This is a genomic window from Leptotrichia sp. OH3620_COT-345, from assembly GCF_003932895.1.
In the GTDB taxonomy this organism is placed as follows: domain Bacteria; phylum Fusobacteriota; class Fusobacteriia; order Fusobacteriales; family Leptotrichiaceae; genus Pseudoleptotrichia.
The window spans coordinates 67226-85535 of sequence record NZ_RQYW01000004.1 but is presented as its reverse complement, the minus strand read 5'-3'; the positions used below and the strand labels follow the sequence as shown (position 1 = coordinate 85535).

At 29.1% G+C, this 18310-nt stretch carries 15 protein-coding genes; 7 read left to right on the top strand and 8 right to left on the bottom strand.

Annotated elements, in window-relative coordinates; translation table 11 throughout:
- Window positions 1-116 precede the first annotated feature (116 nt).
- From EII29_RS03705 to EII29_RS03690, 4 genes are all read left to right on the top strand, one after another.
- Entirely contained in the window at window positions 117-1439 is a 1323-nt protein-coding gene (locus EII29_RS03705; RefSeq protein WP_125236199.1) for a hemolysin family protein, read from the top strand.
- Window positions 1436-1930 carry an MgtC/SapB family protein gene (locus tag EII29_RS03700; RefSeq protein ID WP_125236198.1) on the top strand — a complete coding sequence of 165 codons (495 nt, stop codon included), beginning with the start codon at window positions 1436-1438 and terminating at the stop codon, window positions 1928-1930. Before EII29_RS03705 ends, EII29_RS03700 begins: the two co-directional genes overlap by 4 nt.
- A 14-nt stretch (window positions 1931-1944) precedes the next feature.
- A complete protein-coding gene (locus tag EII29_RS03695; RefSeq protein ID WP_125236197.1) occupies window positions 1945-2742 on the top strand; it encodes a hypothetical protein in 798 nt (265 codons plus the stop codon).
- A gap of 280 nt (window positions 2743-3022) precedes the next feature.
- Complete coding sequence (locus tag EII29_RS03690) at window positions 3023-4402, top strand: NCS2 family permease (RefSeq protein ID WP_125236196.1); 1380 nt, start codon at window positions 3023-3025, stop codon at window positions 4400-4402.
- Window positions 4403-5155: 753 nt separating this feature from the next.
- Here the strand turns inward: EII29_RS03690 and EII29_RS03685 are convergent.
- The 7 genes from EII29_RS03685 to EII29_RS03655 form a co-directional block, all read right to left on the bottom strand.
- Window positions 5156-6061, bottom strand: a complete 906-nt coding sequence (locus EII29_RS03685; RefSeq protein ID WP_125236195.1) for a hypothetical protein — start codon at window positions 6059-6061, stop codon at window positions 5156-5158.
- Between the two features lie 434 nt (window positions 6062-6495).
- On the bottom strand, window positions 6496-7092 hold the full coding sequence (locus EII29_RS03680; RefSeq protein ID WP_125236194.1) for a PepSY domain-containing protein: 597 nt from the start codon (window positions 7090-7092) through the stop codon (window positions 6496-6498).
- A gap of 16 nt (window positions 7093-7108) precedes the next feature.
- A complete protein-coding gene (locus EII29_RS03675) occupies window positions 7109-7723 on the bottom strand; it encodes a PepSY domain-containing protein (RefSeq protein ID WP_125236193.1) in 615 nt (204 codons plus the stop codon).
- 30 nt (window positions 7724-7753) lie between these two features.
- Window positions 7754-8077, bottom strand: a complete 324-nt coding sequence (locus EII29_RS03670; RefSeq protein WP_125236192.1) for a PepSY domain-containing protein — start codon at window positions 8075-8077, stop codon at window positions 7754-7756.
- Window positions 8078-8171: 94 nt separating this feature from the next.
- The gene (locus EII29_RS03665; protein ID WP_125236191.1) at window positions 8172-9539 is read right to left on the bottom strand and encodes a cell wall metabolism sensor histidine kinase WalK; all 1368 of its coding nucleotides are present in this window, start codon (window positions 9537-9539) and stop codon (window positions 8172-8174) included.
- Entirely contained in the window at window positions 9532-10209 is a 678-nt protein-coding gene (locus EII29_RS03660) for a response regulator transcription factor (RefSeq protein WP_125236190.1), read from the bottom strand. The genes EII29_RS03665 and EII29_RS03660 overlap by 8 nt, the downstream gene beginning before the upstream one ends.
- Window positions 10190-11419: a replication initiation protein gene (locus tag EII29_RS03655; RefSeq protein WP_125236189.1), complete on the bottom strand. Its 1230-nt coding sequence runs from the start codon at window positions 11417-11419 to the stop codon at window positions 10190-10192. The genes EII29_RS03660 and EII29_RS03655 overlap by 20 nt, the downstream gene beginning before the upstream one ends.
- 303 nt (window positions 11420-11722) lie before the next feature.
- Between EII29_RS03655 and EII29_RS03650 the strand changes: the two genes are divergently transcribed.
- Window positions 11723-13291 (top strand): alpha-glucoside-specific PTS transporter subunit IIBC, encoded by a 1569-nt coding sequence (locus EII29_RS03650; RefSeq protein WP_125236188.1) that lies wholly within the window; start codon window positions 11723-11725, stop codon window positions 13289-13291.
- A gap of 259 nt (window positions 13292-13550) precedes the next feature.
- On the opposite strand, the gene EII29_RS03645 is transcribed toward EII29_RS03650, so the two are convergent.
- Window positions 13551-14258: a UTRA domain-containing protein gene (locus tag EII29_RS03645; protein ID WP_125236187.1), complete on the bottom strand. Its 708-nt coding sequence runs from the start codon at window positions 14256-14258 to the stop codon at window positions 13551-13553.
- A 313-nt stretch (window positions 14259-14571) separates the two neighbouring features.
- On the opposite strand from EII29_RS03645, the gene EII29_RS03640 reads away from it, so the two are divergent.
- Together EII29_RS03640 and EII29_RS03635 are read left to right on the top strand one after the other, a co-directional pair.
- Window positions 14572-15894, top strand: a complete 1323-nt coding sequence (locus tag EII29_RS03640; RefSeq protein WP_125236186.1) for a 6-phospho-alpha-glucosidase — start codon at window positions 14572-14574, stop codon at window positions 15892-15894.
- Between the two features lie 462 nt (window positions 15895-16356).
- Entirely contained in the window at window positions 16357-18069 is a 1713-nt protein-coding gene (locus tag EII29_RS03635) for an alpha-glucosidase (RefSeq protein WP_125236185.1), read from the top strand.
- The last annotated feature ends 241 nt before the right edge of the window (window positions 18070-18310 follow it).

The following is an 18310-nucleotide window of genomic DNA, read 5'->3' as shown; positions in this document are numbered from 1 at the left end:
AGTATTGATATTTGAAATAAATATAGTATAATTTAAGTATGAAAGAAAATAAAAAAATATTTTAGAGATAATAAATTTTAAAATATTTTTTAAGGAAATAGGAGGAAAAATCTATCGTGGATACAACGACCGGAGGCAGTATATTTTTACAATTTCTAATAATTGCAATTTTGACAGGGATAAATGCGTTTTTTTCCGGTGCCGAAATGGCAATAGTTTCAATTAATAAAAACAGGCTGAAAATGTTAGTGGAAGATGGAGATAGGAAAGCTCTGCTATTAGAAAATCTTTTAAAAGAACCGAGTAAATTTTTATCAACAATACAAGTAGGAATAACACTTGCAGGATTTTTCGCTTCGGCATCGGCAGCAACCGGATTAGCACAGTATTTTTCGATATATTTGAAAAAGAACGGAATTCCTTACGGAAATCAGATTTCTATGATATTGATAACATTAGTGCTGTCTTATATTACTCTTGTTTTCGGAGAACTTATTCCTAAAAGGATAGCTCTCAGGTCTTCTGAGAAAATGGCACTTGCATCAATCGGAACAATAGTTTTGATTTCCAGAATATTTTCTCCCTTTGTAAAAATTCTTACATTATCAACAAATTCTGTACTGACTATACTGAAAATGAAAGAAGATAATTTGGAAGAGCAGGTATCCAAAGAGGAAATAAGGTCACTGGTTCAGGTAGGAAGAGAACACGGAATTATAAATGATGTAGAAAAAGAAATGATAGACAATATTATAGAATTTGATGAAAAAATAGCAAGGGAAATAATGATACCGAGAACAAAGGTTTTTCTTGCCGATAAGGATATGTCAATAAAAGAGCTGTTTGAAAAGAAAGAGTTCGGTAAATATTCAAGAATTCCTGTATATGAAAATGAAGCTGACAACATAGTAGGAATACTTTTTACGAAAGATTTGATGATGGAGGCATATAAAAAAGGCTTTGATAATATAAGGTTGGAAGATATTATTCAGGAAGCATATTTTGTCCCTGAAACTAAAAACGTAAACGAACTGTTCAATGAACTTCAAATAGAAAAAAAACATATTGCCATACTCATTGACGAATATGGAGGTTTTTCAGGAATAGTGACTTTGGAAGATCTTATAGAAGAAGTAATGGGAAATATATCCGATGAATTTGATGATGAAGATTCCTCAATAAAACGTCTGTCACCTTATAAATATCTTATAAGTGGGGAACGTTCCCTTAATGATATAAATGATTATTTCCATATAGAACTGGAGTCAAAGCATTATGATACATTAAGCGGTCTGCTTATAGAGCATATAGGATATATTCCTGAAGATAATGAAAAGATAGAGCCTGTAATAATAAATGAAATTGTATTCAAACCTCAAAAGGTTAAGGATAAAAAAATAGAAAGGGTATTGGTAACATTCAATAAGGATAAAAAATGAAAATAGAAGACATAATTATAAGAATTTTAGCAGCAGGGCTGATAGGAGCACTTATAGGAAATGAAAGAAAAAAAAGTGGAAAACCTGCCGGTATAACGACTCATCTTGTAGTTTGTTTAGGTGCGGCATTAATTGTTATGATACAAAGTAAAATAGATGAAAATGTACTTAATCTGGCAATGAAGAATCCTGAAATAGCAGGAGTTCTTAAAGTTGATACTGCGAGAATACCTGCACAAATAGTTTCAGGAATAGGTTTTTTAGGAGGAGGAGTTATACTTCATTCAAAAAATACAATATCAGGGATAACGACAGCAGCAACTATATGGATTACGGCAGGTCTTGGAATGGGAGCGGGATTCGGATATTTTGATATAGTAATACCTACAACAATATTTATGCTGCTTGCTATGTATATGCTGAAAAAACATGGAATATTTTCAGACATTGATGAAGTAATTGATGAGGTTATTGAAAAAACTAACGGATAAAAAGGAAGGAAAATATGAGTATTTATAGAAAAACTTTAATCCTATATTTCTGCTTTTTAATACCTGCTATTTTACTTATTATGCTGTTTTCCTTTCAAACGGAAAATCCGTTGAGAACATATCTCGTAATTGCGGGTTCTTTTGTACTCGGGGATATTCTGTTTTTAAAAATAAAAACAAGAATATTTAGATATTTTTACAAAAAGTACACGAATATTCTTGAAGAGGAACTGGAACCGGAAAAATTTATTAAACTGACCGAAAATGAGTATAACAGCGTAAAAAATAAAAAATACAGACATTATATGAAAATGAATTTTTTTCTGGGATATTTTGCAAGAGGAGAAATTGCAAAGGCTTATGATTATTTAACAGATGTTGAAATATCAGGAGTTACTGCAATAGCCGAAGCGGATAAAGTCATATATTATTATAATCTTATGTTGGCTCTATACAATCTGAACAGGAAGGATGAAACCGCTGAAATTTACAGTAAATGCAGGGAAATATATGAAAATGAATTCAAATATAAAAACAAACGTATAGAAATGGAGAATTTAATTAAGTATCTTGAATTACTTTTGTTTAAAGAAGAAAAATATGAGGAAATAATAGAGATACTTGAAAGAACCCTTAGAATGAAAGTATCAAAACGTCTTGAACTTTCTCTAAAATATGATCTTGCTTCTATCAAGGAAAAAGCAGGAAAAATTCAAGAGGCTGAAAACCTTTACAGGGAAGTGGCTCAAAAAGGAAATAAACTTTATATAAGGGAAAAATCTGAAAGAGAATTGAAAAAATTTATTAAATAACGATAAAACTTCGACAAATTTTGAAAAAATTAATGTATTCAATAAATGAAAATGTCGAAGTTTTTATTTTTTTCATTTTTTTATGAAAGTTCATTGATGTCTTTATACTCCTTTTACTAGCTGGAAAAGTTTTGAATTCTTAAAATATAATAATAGATATAAGGAAAAATCAATATATTATTCTTTAAAAAAATATATGGAAAAAATTAAAAGAAAAGTTGATAAAAATAGAGGTTTAGTTTATAATAGACAATAAAATACAAAAAATCGGGAGGTAATGATGATTAATCCAAGGGAACGGAATTTAAAGGGAATATATAGAGTGTTTCCTTTATTGGCGGAAAAAAATGTAGACATGAAAAAGGAAATTCTTGCCGGATTGACTACATTTCTTACAATGGCTTATATCATAGCTGTTAATCCGAATATTCTTTCTAAAACAGGGATGGATGCGGGAGCACTTGTTACGGCGACTTGCCTTGCAGCGGCAATAGGATGTTTTTTAATGGGGTTTATAGCGGATTTACCTTTTGCACTAGCTTCAGGAATGGGACTTAATGCTTTTTTTGCCTTTACTGTAGTATTGAAAGGAAAAATAAGTTGGGAGACGGCATTGACAGCTGTCCTAATAGAAGGAGTGATCTTTATATTCCTTACTCTATTTAAAATACGTGAAGCTGTAGTAAATTCTATTCCTATAAATATAAAACATGCTGTTACCGGAGGAATAGGAGTATTTATTGCTTTTATAGGATTTTCAGGTTGCGGTTTGATAGTAGCAAATGAAGCTACAAAAATAAGCATGGGTCAAATGACTCCGGCAGTAGGAATTGCGGCAATAGGATTATTCATAATAGCAATACTGGATAAAAAAAGAATAAGAGGTTCTATATTATACGGGATAGCAGTGAGCTCCCTTATTGCATGGATATATGCGTTTATTAATCCACAAGCGGCAGCTGACTTACAGATTTATCTTCCGAAAGGAATATTTAAGTTTGAATCTATAGCACCTATTGCCGGAAAAATAGATTTTTCAATATTTTTCGATCTTAAAAATATTGGAAACTTTTTTGTAATAGTATGCACATTTTTATTTGTAGATTTTTTTGATACGCTGGGAACACTTATAGGAGTATGTTCAAAGGCCAATATGCTTGATGAAGATGGAAAAGTGCCTAATGTGGGGAGAGCTCTTCTTGCTGATTCTTTAGGGACAACAGTAGGAGCATTATTGGGAGTTTCGACAGTTACAACTTATGTAGAAAGCTCAATGGGAGTAATGGCAGGAGGAAGAACAGGCTGGACGGCTGTTACAACGGGAGTTCTGTTTCTTGTTGCAATGTTTTTTTCACCTATATTTATTTCAATACCGGCCTGTGCAACAGCACCTGCTCTTATATATGTAGGATATCTTATGTTAAGTTCGTTAAAGGAGATAGATTTGCATGATGTAACTGAAGGTCTTCCTGCATTTATAACTATAACTACAATGGCTTTAACTTACAGCATAGGTGACGGACTTACTTTAGGAATATTGTCTTATGTATTAATAAATCTTTTCTATAATATATTTGCAAAAAAAGATGAAAAGAGAAGTGTATCAATGATTATGGTAATATTAGGAGTATTATTTTTAATCAAACTTATATTTATGTAAAATATATAAAAATTAAGGAATTAAAAGCATGTTTTAATTTTGAGAAAATATTAATATAATAAAAAGATATGAAAATTCTTTGGGTTTAAAAGAACGGATTTTTAAATTCATTGAATTTTTTTCTTCATTATATTGAATATATTGTAAATTTATTCAGTAGAATAATAATCTATAATTAATTTATTTTAACCGAAATATTTAAATTATAAAGACTACTATTTTTTCAGACATAAGATATTTTCTTATTTTTCATTATTTTAATAATTATAATTTCTGTCTTATAAAATGAAAAAGTACATTAAATCGCTAATTTTATATATTTTTATAAAATCAGTGAAAAAATAGTTTGGTATTTTTCCAAAAATATAAGAAAAATATTTTGGACTCATGAATTAAATCCAGAAAAGAAATTATAAAAAAATAAATTGATAAATAATATCAATGAATTACTAAGATAATAAAAATATATAAAAAATTAAATGAAGCCGACAGATAAGAGATAAAATATTTATATGAGAATTTTTTGAATATAAAATATGAGCTGTTTCATAATTTAAGAATAATTCTTTATTTATAAATAATATATATTTTAAAAAATTAAAAATTATTATTTTTACTAAAATTTATGAAATTAAATATATATAAATTTTATGATTTAATATAATTTTATATCTTATGAGATAGGTTTTATACTCAAAACAAGTAAATTTTTCAATTATGAAACAAGCTCTTTGAAATTGGAGTTTTCAAAAATTATGAAGATTTCATGCTTTTATTTATTTCTTCCCACACTTTATTTTTTTGATGAGGAACACTGTCCTGAACCCAGTACCACCAGAAATATCCTCCAATATAATTTTTAACATATTTAGGCATAGTGTAGTAATGACGAACCATTTTTATTTTACTTTCGACTGTGGCTTTTTTATGGGTATTGCCGCATTCACCTATTCCAAGTTTGGAATTTGGAAAAATAGTTTCAAGATTTCTAAAAATTTTTTTCCAGTCAGGTTGATATCCGTTATTGTCATCTTCATAGTAACTTACAAGGACATAATCCAGATTTTTTTTCATATCATCAGGTATATACTTTATGAGCCACTTATCCATAGAAATTTGCTGCTCGCCGGGAGCTGAATAATAGGCGGTAAGAACAGTTTTTGCTTTATTATTTGAAATATATCTGAATGCGGCGTAAGCTTTCTTCGATATTAGTTCGGGATTTTTTCCGAGCCAACCTTCTCCATTTATTTCATTTCCTATTTCCCATAGATCTGTATACTCGGATAAAGCTTCATAGGAGTCTTTAAATCTTTTTAAATAACTAAGAATGTCATATTTTTTCATATCATACGAATCTACAGGAGTAGCCATAATATAAGCCACTTTATGAATTTCTTCAAACAATTTCTTATATTTTTCAGGAGATATTTCTTTTGACATAACAATACGTACAGTGGGTTTCACATCCATAGCCTTAATTGCAGTAATTATGTGTTGCATTTTGGTTTTTCCGTTCCAACTGTCATCTACGGTAATTCCGTAAATATAAGAAGATAGAGGAACCGTTTTCTTTGTTTTTGTGAGTCCATAAGAAAAAGAGAGAGTAAAAATAAAAGATAAAATAATAATAAACAGATGATAATTTTTATTTGTCATTGTAATTTTCCTTTCATAAAATTATTAATATAATTTATTTCAATTTATGAAGTATACTTCAAAGACGTAAATTATAGAAATAAACTCAATTTTATAAATAAATATATTTTTATAACCAATATAAAAAATATGAAAATAAAATATGATAAAGTTTTCAGTTATTTAATAGAAGTCACAAATAAAAAATATTAAACTTTATATTTTCATTTTACAATATATTAAGTAACTTTTTCAATACAAAAATAAAAAATCGATACTAAGCAATATTATTATTTATCAGAATTTACCATTTTGAAGTGTCATAAATATAATAGAAGATTAGGGAATTTATATATTTAATCTATTTCAAAGATGGTAAAAATGATTATAAAAATACAGTTATAATATCGATTTTTTGTTTAATAAATATTTAAAAAATTTAAAAATAAATAAAATTAATCTCTATCTACTTCCCAAGTTAATATTTCACCTGTAACGGCATCAATATCAAACTCATATTCAGTATAATTATAAATTATTTTTCCCTCATAGACAATTTTACCTTTTTCACGATCAAGATGTAGTTTTACTATATGGCTTTTTTTTGCTCCCGGAATTTTTGATAAAGCGATTTCTTTAGCTTTTTCTTCTCCAATATAGTTTTTTTCACTCATTTCCAAATGACTGCTCATTTTTTTTGAAGAATACAGTTTATCAGTATTTCTTAAGTTTTTATGACTATAACTTAATATTTCACCTGTATTCGCATCAACATCATAATCATATTTTTTTTTGTCAGTGTAAAATTGAATTTCATAAACAAGTTTTTTGTTTTCTCTATCTAACTTTATTTTTGAAATTCTTGCATCTTTTTCGGCTACTTTTGAATGGGAAAGAGCAATTTTTTTTGCTTTTTCTACAGAAATCTTTATATCTGCATTAGAAAATCTTACTTTATTTTCTTTGTAGCTGTCTGCATAAATGTTCGTGTATATAATTACCCCCAATATAAGTATTGCGAGCAATCCTGTACTTAAAAAATTTTTTTTCATTTCATTTCCTCCCTTTTTAAAAAGAACTGAATACAGCTTCTTCTGATTTTAAAATATTTCCTTTTAAAGCATCAATAGTGAATCTGTAATCTTTTCCGTTATAAATTGCACGTCCTTTATATATAGGTAAATCATTTTCATTTTCTATTCTTATTTCGTATATATCGGAACTTTTAGCTCCTTCTATTTTCCCTAAAATAATTTCTGAAACTTTTTCGTTTCCTATAAAGTCCTTGTTTGATATAAGGTAATCTCTGCTCATTTGAGAATAATTCAGTATCTTTCCTCCATTTGAACTTATAAGATAGTTATAATCATTACTGTCTGAATGGAAGACTATTTTATAAACAAGTACTTTATCACGTTGTTCCATTAAAATTTTTGTGACATTTGCAGTTTCTTTATCCAATCCTGCATGAGTGAGAACTATTTCTTCAGCTTTTACAAAAGTAATTTGAGGAGCTGTATTAGTTGCTTTTTTATATTTTATTTTTGTGTTTTGAGGTTCACGTCTTTTTTTCACAGTGGTTTTCCTTGTTTTGGTAGTACTTTTTTTTGTTCCTGCTGCAAAAACGGCAGTTCCCGATATGACAATACCAAGAAGTATCATCATTAAAACTTTGTTTTTCATAGGTTTATTTCCTTTTCTTCTGTAATTTAATTAATCTCTGTCTACATCCCAACTTATAACTTTTCCTGTAACCGCATCAATATCAAATTCATATTCAACCCCGTTATAAATTATTTTTCCTTCATAAACGACTCTTCCATCTTCACGGTCAAGATGCAGTTTTACGATATGACGATTTTTAGCTCCCGGAACTCTTGCAAGTGCTATTGATTTTGCTTTACTTTCTCCTATGTAGTTACTCTGAGTTTTAGTGGAAAAATTTGAATACATTGACTTTGTATTTTTATTTCCGAATGTTAAAAGAGAGAGTAGCATCATTCCTAATAATGTTATTTTTAATATTTTTTTTCTCATTTTGTTTTTAATCCTCCAAATTTGTTTTATATTTTATGAAACATTTTTTTGTAAAAATATTATATCATTAAAACATTAAAGAAAAATGAGAACTTTAATTTTTCGATTTAATTTCAATATTTAAAGGTATTTCAAATGTAAATACACTTCCTTTTCCAAGTTCACTTTGTACCGAAATTTTTCCTTTATGTGCTTCTATAATCCGTTTTACCATTGATAATCCCAATCCTATATTATCCCCTGTACGGGAGGTATCAACCTGAAAAAATCTCATCCATATTTTATCTATATTTTCATGAGAAATACCTATTCCGTCATCAGTTATTTTTCCTATGAGGCTGCCATTATTCTGAAACAGTTCTACAATAATATTTCCATTTTCTTTTCCGTAAGAAACAGCATTTGAGAGAAGGTTTATAAATACTCTCATAATCATCATTTCATCGACTGTCATATATAAGTCGGGAATTATTTTTCCGGTAATTGTAATATTTTTCTTTTTTGCTTCATTTTTTTGAGAATCAATCACAATTTCAGCAAGTTCACTTACATTTATATTTTCCGGATTAAGTTTTTGATGTCCTCTATCTATCCTTGCCAAAGTTAAAAGTCTGGAAATAAGATTAGACATTTTTTGGGCTTCTTTCAAGATTATATTTAAAATTTTTTTAGTTTCATTCAGAGAATCCGAATATTCAACTCCGTATTCAGATTGAGAAATAATAACTGATATAGGAGTTCTTAATTCGTGAGAAACGTCTGAAGTAAACTGAACTTCATTTTCAAAAGAATTTTGCAGACGGTCAAACATTGTGTCAAAAGTATTTGCTAAAGAATAAATTTCGTCATTTCCCTGTCCGATATTTATTCTTTGGGATAAATCATTTCCTTCATTTATTTTTTCTGCCGCATTTCTTATTTTTTCAATAGGTTTGAAAGCATTTTTAGTTATTATATAGCCGTTTATTGCTGCAAATATAAGGAAAAAGGGTAAAATTACAAGGGAAATAAAAATTATAATTTCAAGTACTCCTTCGGATTCGGAAGCGGGAGTCACTCCTCTTATCCATATATTTCCGTAACTTTCATAATTTTTTTTAAGTTCATAAATATACCATTTTTCATTTTTATATTTTATAGACTTTATAACATTATGGGAAAATATTTTTTCATCTTTAAAATTCAAAGGATAGTTTCCATAAATAAAACCCGAGTCATCGTAAATTGATATATAAATATTGTTATTAAATATTTGAAGGTCTGCATCTATTTCAAGACCATCTCCATAAAAATCAATTTCCTGAGCGGCATTATTGACAGTCTGTTTTAGAGTATTATATACGGAATTTCGTATAATATTTTCACTTATATAGAAAATAATTCCGAGAAATATTATTACAAGACCTGTCATCAGGCTCATATACCAGAAAGTTATTTTCAATTTAATAGACAGTTTATTCATTTCCCTCCTTTAATATATACCCGATTCCTCTGACTGTGTGTATGAGTTTTGGAGTAAAACCATCATCTATTTTTTTTCTCAGGTATCTTATATATACATCTATTACGTTTGTTCCTCCTTCATAGTCATAGTTCCATACATGCTGTTCAATTTTCTCTCTTGACAGTACTTTTTCCTTATTTCTTATCATATATTCAAGAATTGTAAATTCACGAGCAGAAAGTTTAATTGAAGTATTATTTCTTATAACACTTCTTGAATCCAGATTTATAGTTAGATCCGCCAAAGTAAAGATATTATTGGCATTGTCGGAAGTACGCCTTAACATGACACGTATACGTGCCAACAATTCATCAAAGGAAAAGGGTTTTACAAGATAATCGTCAGCTCCGTGATCAAGCCCTTTTACCCTATCTTCAATACTATCACGTGCAGTTAAAAGAAGTACAGGAGTTTTAATATTTTCAGAACGGACTTTCTTCAGGACTTCAAAGCCGTTCATTTTAGGGAGCATAATATCCAGAATAATTGCATCATATTCAACGGATAAAATATATTCGAGAGCACTTTTACCGTCAAAACAGCTATCTACTCCGTAATGTTCCGTTTTCAATTTTTTTACAATAATATCATTTAAGTTCTTTTCATCTTCAACTATGAGTATTCTCATTATTTTGCCTCGCTTTCTTAATTTTTTTAATAATGTTATCAGGAAGATAAATTTTGATAACGGATTTTTTATTTGAATGATATTTAATATATAATTCCAGCTCATCATTGGAAAATTCAAAAACATCCTGATCTTTGAAAAAGCGTATATTTTTCAAGTTCAGTGAGCCTGTAGTATATTGGAGTATGTCTATTTTAGGATAATATGTTTTAATAAAGTTTATATTTTGCATAAGTATGTTGTGTAACATTGCAGGAGATTTTACAGTTTCATTTATATTTACATAAAGTTTAAGCTTGTTTGCAGCAAGATCAAGGAGTAGAGCTCTTTTCAGTTTTTTTTCAAAGTTTTCAGAAGAATTGTTTTTTAGGTAATCTATGTTATCATATACATATTTATGTCCTCTTTTCAAAGAGTAAAGCAGGAAAAGATTATAAATTTCTTCAGGATTTTCCACTCTGTCCTTTACAAGTTCGAGCATTTTGTAAATTGTATCATCATACAGAATAGGAATCTGTTTGGATTTCCTTATTGTAAAGTTAATAGATACAATTTTATTACTTGCTTTTATTCCTGATTTTATCTTTCTATATTTAATATGAAAATCTGTAAAAGTATTAATATCAAAAACAGCTTTTTTCAAAATATGTTTTTCAAAGTCAAAAAATCGTTTATATTTATCTGTAGAGTTCAGATATACTTTTAAAGAACTTAAGGGTAGTGTAAATTCCTTCTTATTGTCGGACATTTTTATTATATTGCTGTAAAGATTGAAAGAAAATGCGTCTTCCATAAATATGAATTTTTCAATTTCTAATAGGGAAAATATATTTTTTTTATTGGAAAAACAATATTTGAATTCTTCAGTAAAGAAAATCTGACAGAAATTCATACTTAAAATAAAAGAAGAAATTAAAGCAAAAATTCCTGAATATTTTCCCGATTTAGTGGATATATCAAAAAGAATATGTTTTTCTGTCAGTTTTTTCAAGAAACTTTGGAACTCTTCTATAGAAGAAAGTCCTAAAGTCGATACCATTTCATTCAGCTCTATTTCTAATTTATTTAAAGATTTCGGATTGGAAATAATTTTAAAAAAAAGCAGTTTTAGAAATAATCTTTCTCTTTTTGTTATTTTTTTTGAAAAATCAATATTTATATCATTTTTTACAGTGTTTATAATACTTTGAGAGAAATATATATCTTTCAATTTATTTAACCTCCTAAAAAGCGAAAAAATTTTTTTCTATTTTCGTTATATATTTATATAAATTTTTAATATAAATTAATAAAATTAATTCATACGAAAAAATATATATTTTTTTTCGTCTTTTTGTTATTATATTGTAAATAAAGAAAAAAATCAAGTTATTAAAAAGGATTAGAATAAATAAAATAAAAACAATTATTAAAAAAAATGTTTTTGACAAAAAATAAAATATGGGATATACCAAACTTATAAGATACAATAAAATTCAGAACAAAAAAAATTTTATTTAGGAGGTAGTTTTTTATGTTGAAAAAAATTCAGCGTTTTGGAGGAGCAATGTTTACTCCTGTACTATTTTTTGCATTCGCGGGATTAGTAGTGGGGCTGACTTCAGTATTTAAAAATCCGGGAGTAATGGGGAGCATTGCAAATCCGGACACCCAATGGTTTAAATTCTGGCAGCTCATAGAAGAAGGGGGTTGGACAGTATTCAGACAGATGCCTTTATTATTTGCAATAGGCTTACCTGTAAGTTTGGCAAAAAAAGCAAATGCAAGAGCATGTCTGGAAACATTCGCTCTTTATTGTACATTTAATTATTTTGTAAACGGTTTTCTGACTTTATGGGGATTCGGAGTGGATTTTAGTCAGGAAGTTGGAGGAACAAGCGGACTTACAACGATTGCAGGTATAAAAACTCTTGATACAAGTTTGATTGGAGCAATTGTAATTGCAGGAATAGTTGTTTATCTTCATGACAGATTCTTTGACACAAAACTACCTGATTTTCTGGGAATATTTCAAGGTTCGGTATTTGTATATATTGTAGGATTTATAGTAATGATACCTTGTGCCTTGATAACTGTTATAGTATGGCCTAAAATACAGTTAGGTATAGCTGCATTACAAGGATTGCTTGTAGCTTCAGGAGTTGTAGGAGTATGGATTTATACATTTCTTGAAAGAATACTTATACCTACAGGACTTCATCATTTTATTTACGGGCCGTTCATATTTGGACCGGCAGTTGTTGAAAATGGGATAACTGCTTATTGGACACAACATATACAAGAATTTTCTTCAAGCATGGAATCTTTAAAGGTATTATTTCCACAGGGAGGATTTGCTCTTCACGGAAATTCCAAAATATTCGGTTGTACAGGGATAGCATTGGCATTGTATGTAACTGCCAAACCGAGCAAGAAAAAAATAGTTGCAGGGCTTCTTATACCGGCAGTACTCACAGCGGTAGTTTCAGGTATAACTGAACCTCTTGAATTTACATTTTTGTTTATAGCGCCTGTATTGTTTGCAGTTCATTCAATATTGGCGGCAACAATGGCTGCAGTTATGTATGCTTTCGGAGTTGTCGGAAATTTCGGGGGAGGATTACTGGATTTTCTTTTCCAAAACTGGATACCGATGTTTAAAAATCATAGCGGTATGATGTTTACACAGATCGCAATAGGTTTTGTATTTACAGCTATATATTTCTTTGTATTCAAATTTCTCATTGAAAAAATGAATCTGGCTACACCGGGAAGGGAAGAGGAGGAAGCTGAAACTAAACTGTACACTAAAGCTGATTATAAAGCGAAAAAAAGTGGAGAAAGTTCTGATAATGATATGTATATGGATCAGGCAATTATAATACTTGAAGCTCTCGGCGGAAAAGAGAATATAGAAGATCTGAATAACTGTGCTACAAGATTGAGAGTAAGTGTGAAAGATGAAAAGTTACTTCACCCGGATTCTGTATTTAAACAGGCCGGAGCACACGGAGTAGTAAAAAAAGGAAAAGCTATACAAGTAATAATAGGTCTGTCTGTTCCACAGGTAAGAGACAGAGTGGAAGAACTTATAAAAAAATAATTTATTTAAAAATATTGAGGTAAAGATCATTAAGGATAATAGGCATTAATAAGCATAGAGTAAAATAAAAGAGGGCATTAATGCCCTCACACTCTTTTTCATAATTTAGATAATTTCCAAATATGGTTATGATTACATACTCTATATTTAATTTAGTTTAAATTACAGTAAATAGGTTTTTTGCACTTGCTTTATAAATTATAGAGACTTCAGAAAAAATAGTACAATTGATATAAAAATTAATAAAATTTTTAAAAAATCATCTTTTAGCTATAGCTGAAAAAGTGAACTTATCAGGACGGTGAGCGGTAATTTCATACTGAAAGAGAGAACCGTTTGAAAGATAAGCGTGAGTTTCAATGATGACAACCATATTGAAATCTTTTAAATCTATATATTTCTTTTCCTCAGGAGTAGCATGTCTGAACTTGATTTCTCTACGGGAATGAGATATTTTAAGTTTTAATTCTTTTTCAATATACTCATATATGGATTTCTGAGCAATTTTTTTATTCAGGAAAGGAACGATTTTTCTGTCAAAATAGGAAATATCGTAACTTAAAACTTCTCCGTCCAAACAATAAGTACGGGTTACCTTATAAAAATCGGCTTTTTCAGATACTTGAAAAGTTTTCATTAATTCTTTGATTCCCTGAACAATATATAAGCTGATTACTTCTGTTTTTACATTCAGGTTTTTGATTTTATTTAATTCCTGAAAAGTTTGTATAGAAGAAAGTGATATATTTTTTAAATATGTTTTTTCAAGTACGAGAGAATTTTTACCTTTTATTTTCTGAATAAATCCTTCTACTTCAAGTAAAGAAAGAGCTTTTCTTATAGTGTCTTTGGAGTAGGAGTATTCCTGAGCTAATTCGGATTCGCTTTTTAGGAAACCACCGGGATTTATAGTGCCGGTTTTTATTTTATTTTTAATATCATTGTATACTTCCTTATATTTACTCATATATGTATATTAATTCCTTTCGTATTATTTAAACTATTATATATTAAAATAGAAGAAATAACAATATAGGTTATCTATATGTTTTTTATCTGATTATTATATAAATAAAGAATATATGTTAAATAAAGGTATAAGTTTTGTATTTTTTTCTTATAATTTATAATCTTTTATGAAAATGTTTTCAAATTTATAAAAAGATTTACGTAAATGTCTTGACAAAATTAAAAATAAGGAATATAATAAATTTGAAATCAAAAAAGGCTCATTTATAATAAAACAAAAAATAAAATAAATTATTTAGGAGGTAGTTCAAATGAAAAAATTTTCAATTGTAGTTGCAGGGGGCGGTAGTACATTTACTCCGGGGATAGTACTTATGTTACTGGAAAATCTGGAAAAATTTCCAATAAGACAAATCAAGTTTTACGATAATGACAAGGAAAGACAGGAAATTATAGCTAAAGCCTGTGAGATACTTATAAAAGAAAAAGCTCCTGATATTAAATTTGTCTATACTGTAGATCCTGAAGAAGCATTTACAGATATAGATTTTGTTATGGCACATATAAGAGTCGGAAAATATGCCATGAGAGAAAAAGATGAAAAAATACCTTTAAAGCATGGAGTAGTGGGACAGGAGACATGCGGTCCGGGAGGAATATCATACGGAATGAGATCTATAGGAGGAGTGCTTGAACTGGTTGACTATATGGAAAAGTATTCTCCAAATGCATGGATGTTGAATTATTCCAACCCTGCCGCAATAGTTGCCGAAGCTACAAGAAGACTCAGACCTGACTCGAAAATATTAAATATATGTGATATGCCTATCGGAATTGAATTAAGAATGGCGGAAATGCTCGGATTAAAATCAAGAAAAGATATGGTAATAAGATATTTCGGATTGAACCATTTCGGGTGGTGGACAGATATAAGGGATAAAGAAGGAAATGACTTAATGCCGAAATTAAGAGAGCAAGTTGAAAAAGTAGGTTATAATGTAGAAATTGAAGGAGAAAATACTGAAGCAAGCTGGAGTGATACATTTACAAAAGCAAAAGATGTATGTTTACTTGATAAGAATACATTACCGAATACATATTTGAAATATTATTATTTCCCTGATTATGTAGTTGCCCATTCAAATCCTAATCATACAAGGGCAAATGAAGTAATGGAAGGAAGAGAGAAGTTTGTATTCGGTGAATGTAAAGCAATTGCTGAAAAAGGAACTTCTGCGGGAACAAAGCTTCATGTGGATGATCATGCTTCATATATAGTGGATTTGGCAAGGGCAATAGCGTATAATACTCATGAAAGAATGCTTCTTATAGTGGAGAATGACGGAGCAGTCTCAAACTTTGATCCGACTGCGATGGTTGAGGTTCCTTGTATAGTAGGTTCAAACGGTCCGGAAAGAATTTGTCAGGGGAAAATTCCTCAATTTCAGAAAGGACTTATGGAACAGCAGGTTTCAGTTGAAAAACTTGTAGTAGAAGCATGGATTACAGGTTCTTATGAAAAATTATGGCAAGCGATTACATTATCAAGAACTGTACCTAGTGCAACAGTGGCGAAAGCAATATTAGATGATTTGATAGAAGCTAATAAAGGATACTGGCCTGAACTTAAATAGTAAAATTAAAAATAAAAAATTGATAAAACGGAATGTGAAAGTCTGAAATATAAAATCTTATTATTTCAGACTTTTTAAGCTTTTTTTGAAAAAAATATATCCAACTTTTTTATAAAAAAGGTTGGGTCAAAAAACAATTCAACTCAAATTTTACTGAAGTTCAAAAATGCCAGTTCGCTGTAAAAAAAACAAAAAGAATGTTTTTGCAATGCTTACTTTACATATTTTTTACGCAGTAAAATTTGAATATTGAAGAGGGCTTAAAATTGTAAAAATGCTTTTAAATAAAAGTGAAGTTAAATTGTAATGGCCATAGAAATATATAAGTTAAATAATAAGTAGAACTTCGACATTCAAAATTTCATGAAAAAATTTTGTAGCCGATAGTGAGAATGTGAAAGCGACGATGGGTCTTCACGGCAAAGAAACAGTTCATTTATAAATAAGGAGGAAAAAATAAAAGTGAATAATAAAAAAGAGCATATAGAATGGTGGAAAAAAGAAGTGGCTTATCAAATATATCCGAAAAGTTTTTATGACAGTAATAACGATGGTATAGGAGATTTGAACGGAATCACTGAAAAATTGGATTATTTAAGTGACTTAGGTATAACTCTTATATGGATATGTCCGATATTTAAATCTCCTATGGACGATAACGGTTACGATATTTCAGATTATTACGATATTGCTCCTGAATTCGGTACATTGAAAGATTTGGACAATCTCATAAAAGAAGCAAAAAAAAGAAATATAAAAATCATTCTCGATTTAGTAATAAATCATACTTCTGACGAACATGAATGGTTTCAGGAAGCATTAAAAAATCCTGAGAGTAAATATAGAGATTATTATATTTTTAAAAGAGGAAAAAACGGACTTCCTCCTACAAACTGGCGTTCACATTTTGGAGGTTCGGTCTGGGAAAAAATCGAGGGGGAAAGGGATAAAGACGGAAATGAAATGTATTATTTACATTTATTTACAAAAAAACAGCCTGACTTGAATTGGGAAAATCCTGAGGTGAGGAAGGAGCTTTACAAAATGGTAAATTATTGGTTGGAAAAAGGTATTGCAGGCTTTAGGATAGATGCTATTAATTCCATTAAAAAAGATCAGAGATATTTAGATTTGCCTGTTGACGGGGTTGACGGGCTCGGGTTCAATATAAAATATACTTTAAATCAAACCGGAATAGAAGAATTTCTTGAGGAGCTAAGCAATGAAACGTTTAAAAAATATAATTGTGTGACAGTTGCTGAAACTCCTGACTTGGAGTATGACAGATATGAAAAATTTATAGGGGAAAACGGTTTTTTTTCAATGATATTTGATTTCAACTATGCTGATTTGGACATGGAAGAGGGAACTTATTTCAGAAGAAGAAATTTTACCGTAAAAGAATTAAAAGAAAAAATATTTCAAAGTCAGAAAATAATTCAGAAATACGGATGGGGTGCTCCATTTCTTGAAAACCATGATCAACCGAGGAGTATTGATAAATATTTCGGGGAAAATGCCGGTGAACTTACTGCAAAATTACTTGGAAGTCTGTTTTTCTTTCTAAAGGGGACACCTTTCATATATCAGGGACAAGAATTGGGGATAAGCAACTTTGAAAGAAAATCAGTAGAAGAGTTTGATGATATAGCAAGTAAAGATCAATATTATCGTGCTATAAAAGAAGGATATTCTCCTGAAGAAGCACTTTACCATGTAAATAGACGAAGCAGAGATAATTCAAGAACTCCTTTTCACTGGAATGCCAATGAAAATGGAGGATTTTCAGAAATACCTGTAAAAACATGGATAAAAATGAATGACAGTTATAAAAATATAAATGTTGCAGCACAAATAAAGAATAAAAGTTCAGTTTTATCTTATTATAAAAAAATGATAAGGCTTCGACAAAACAGTAAATATTCGAATTGTCTTATTTTTGGGGAATTTATACCTGTTAGTATTGAAAATGATGAAGTTATAGCTTATTTAAGAACGGATAATGAACATAAAATAATCTGTGTAAATAATTTTTCAAATAAAAAGCAGGATATAAAATTTTCTGTAAACTTCAAGATAAAAGAAATATTACTTACAAATATAGAAAATCCTGAAGTTAAAGAAAATGGAATAATTTTAAATCCTTTTCAAACAATACTGGCTGTAACAGAATAAAAAAAGACCTATAAAATATTGATACCTCTAAAGGTTGAGAAACAAAGGTGAAATTAAGGTTTTACCCGGTCAGTCTGTATTTAAAATATATAAGGAACAATAAAATAATAATATCTTGTATAACTGCTACATCCTTATAAGATTGAATACGGATATTGGGAACTCGTTAAGTACAATTATAATGAAAAGAAAGGAATTAACCAGTCTCTTTTATCTCATTTTTAATTTATTAATCTTTAAG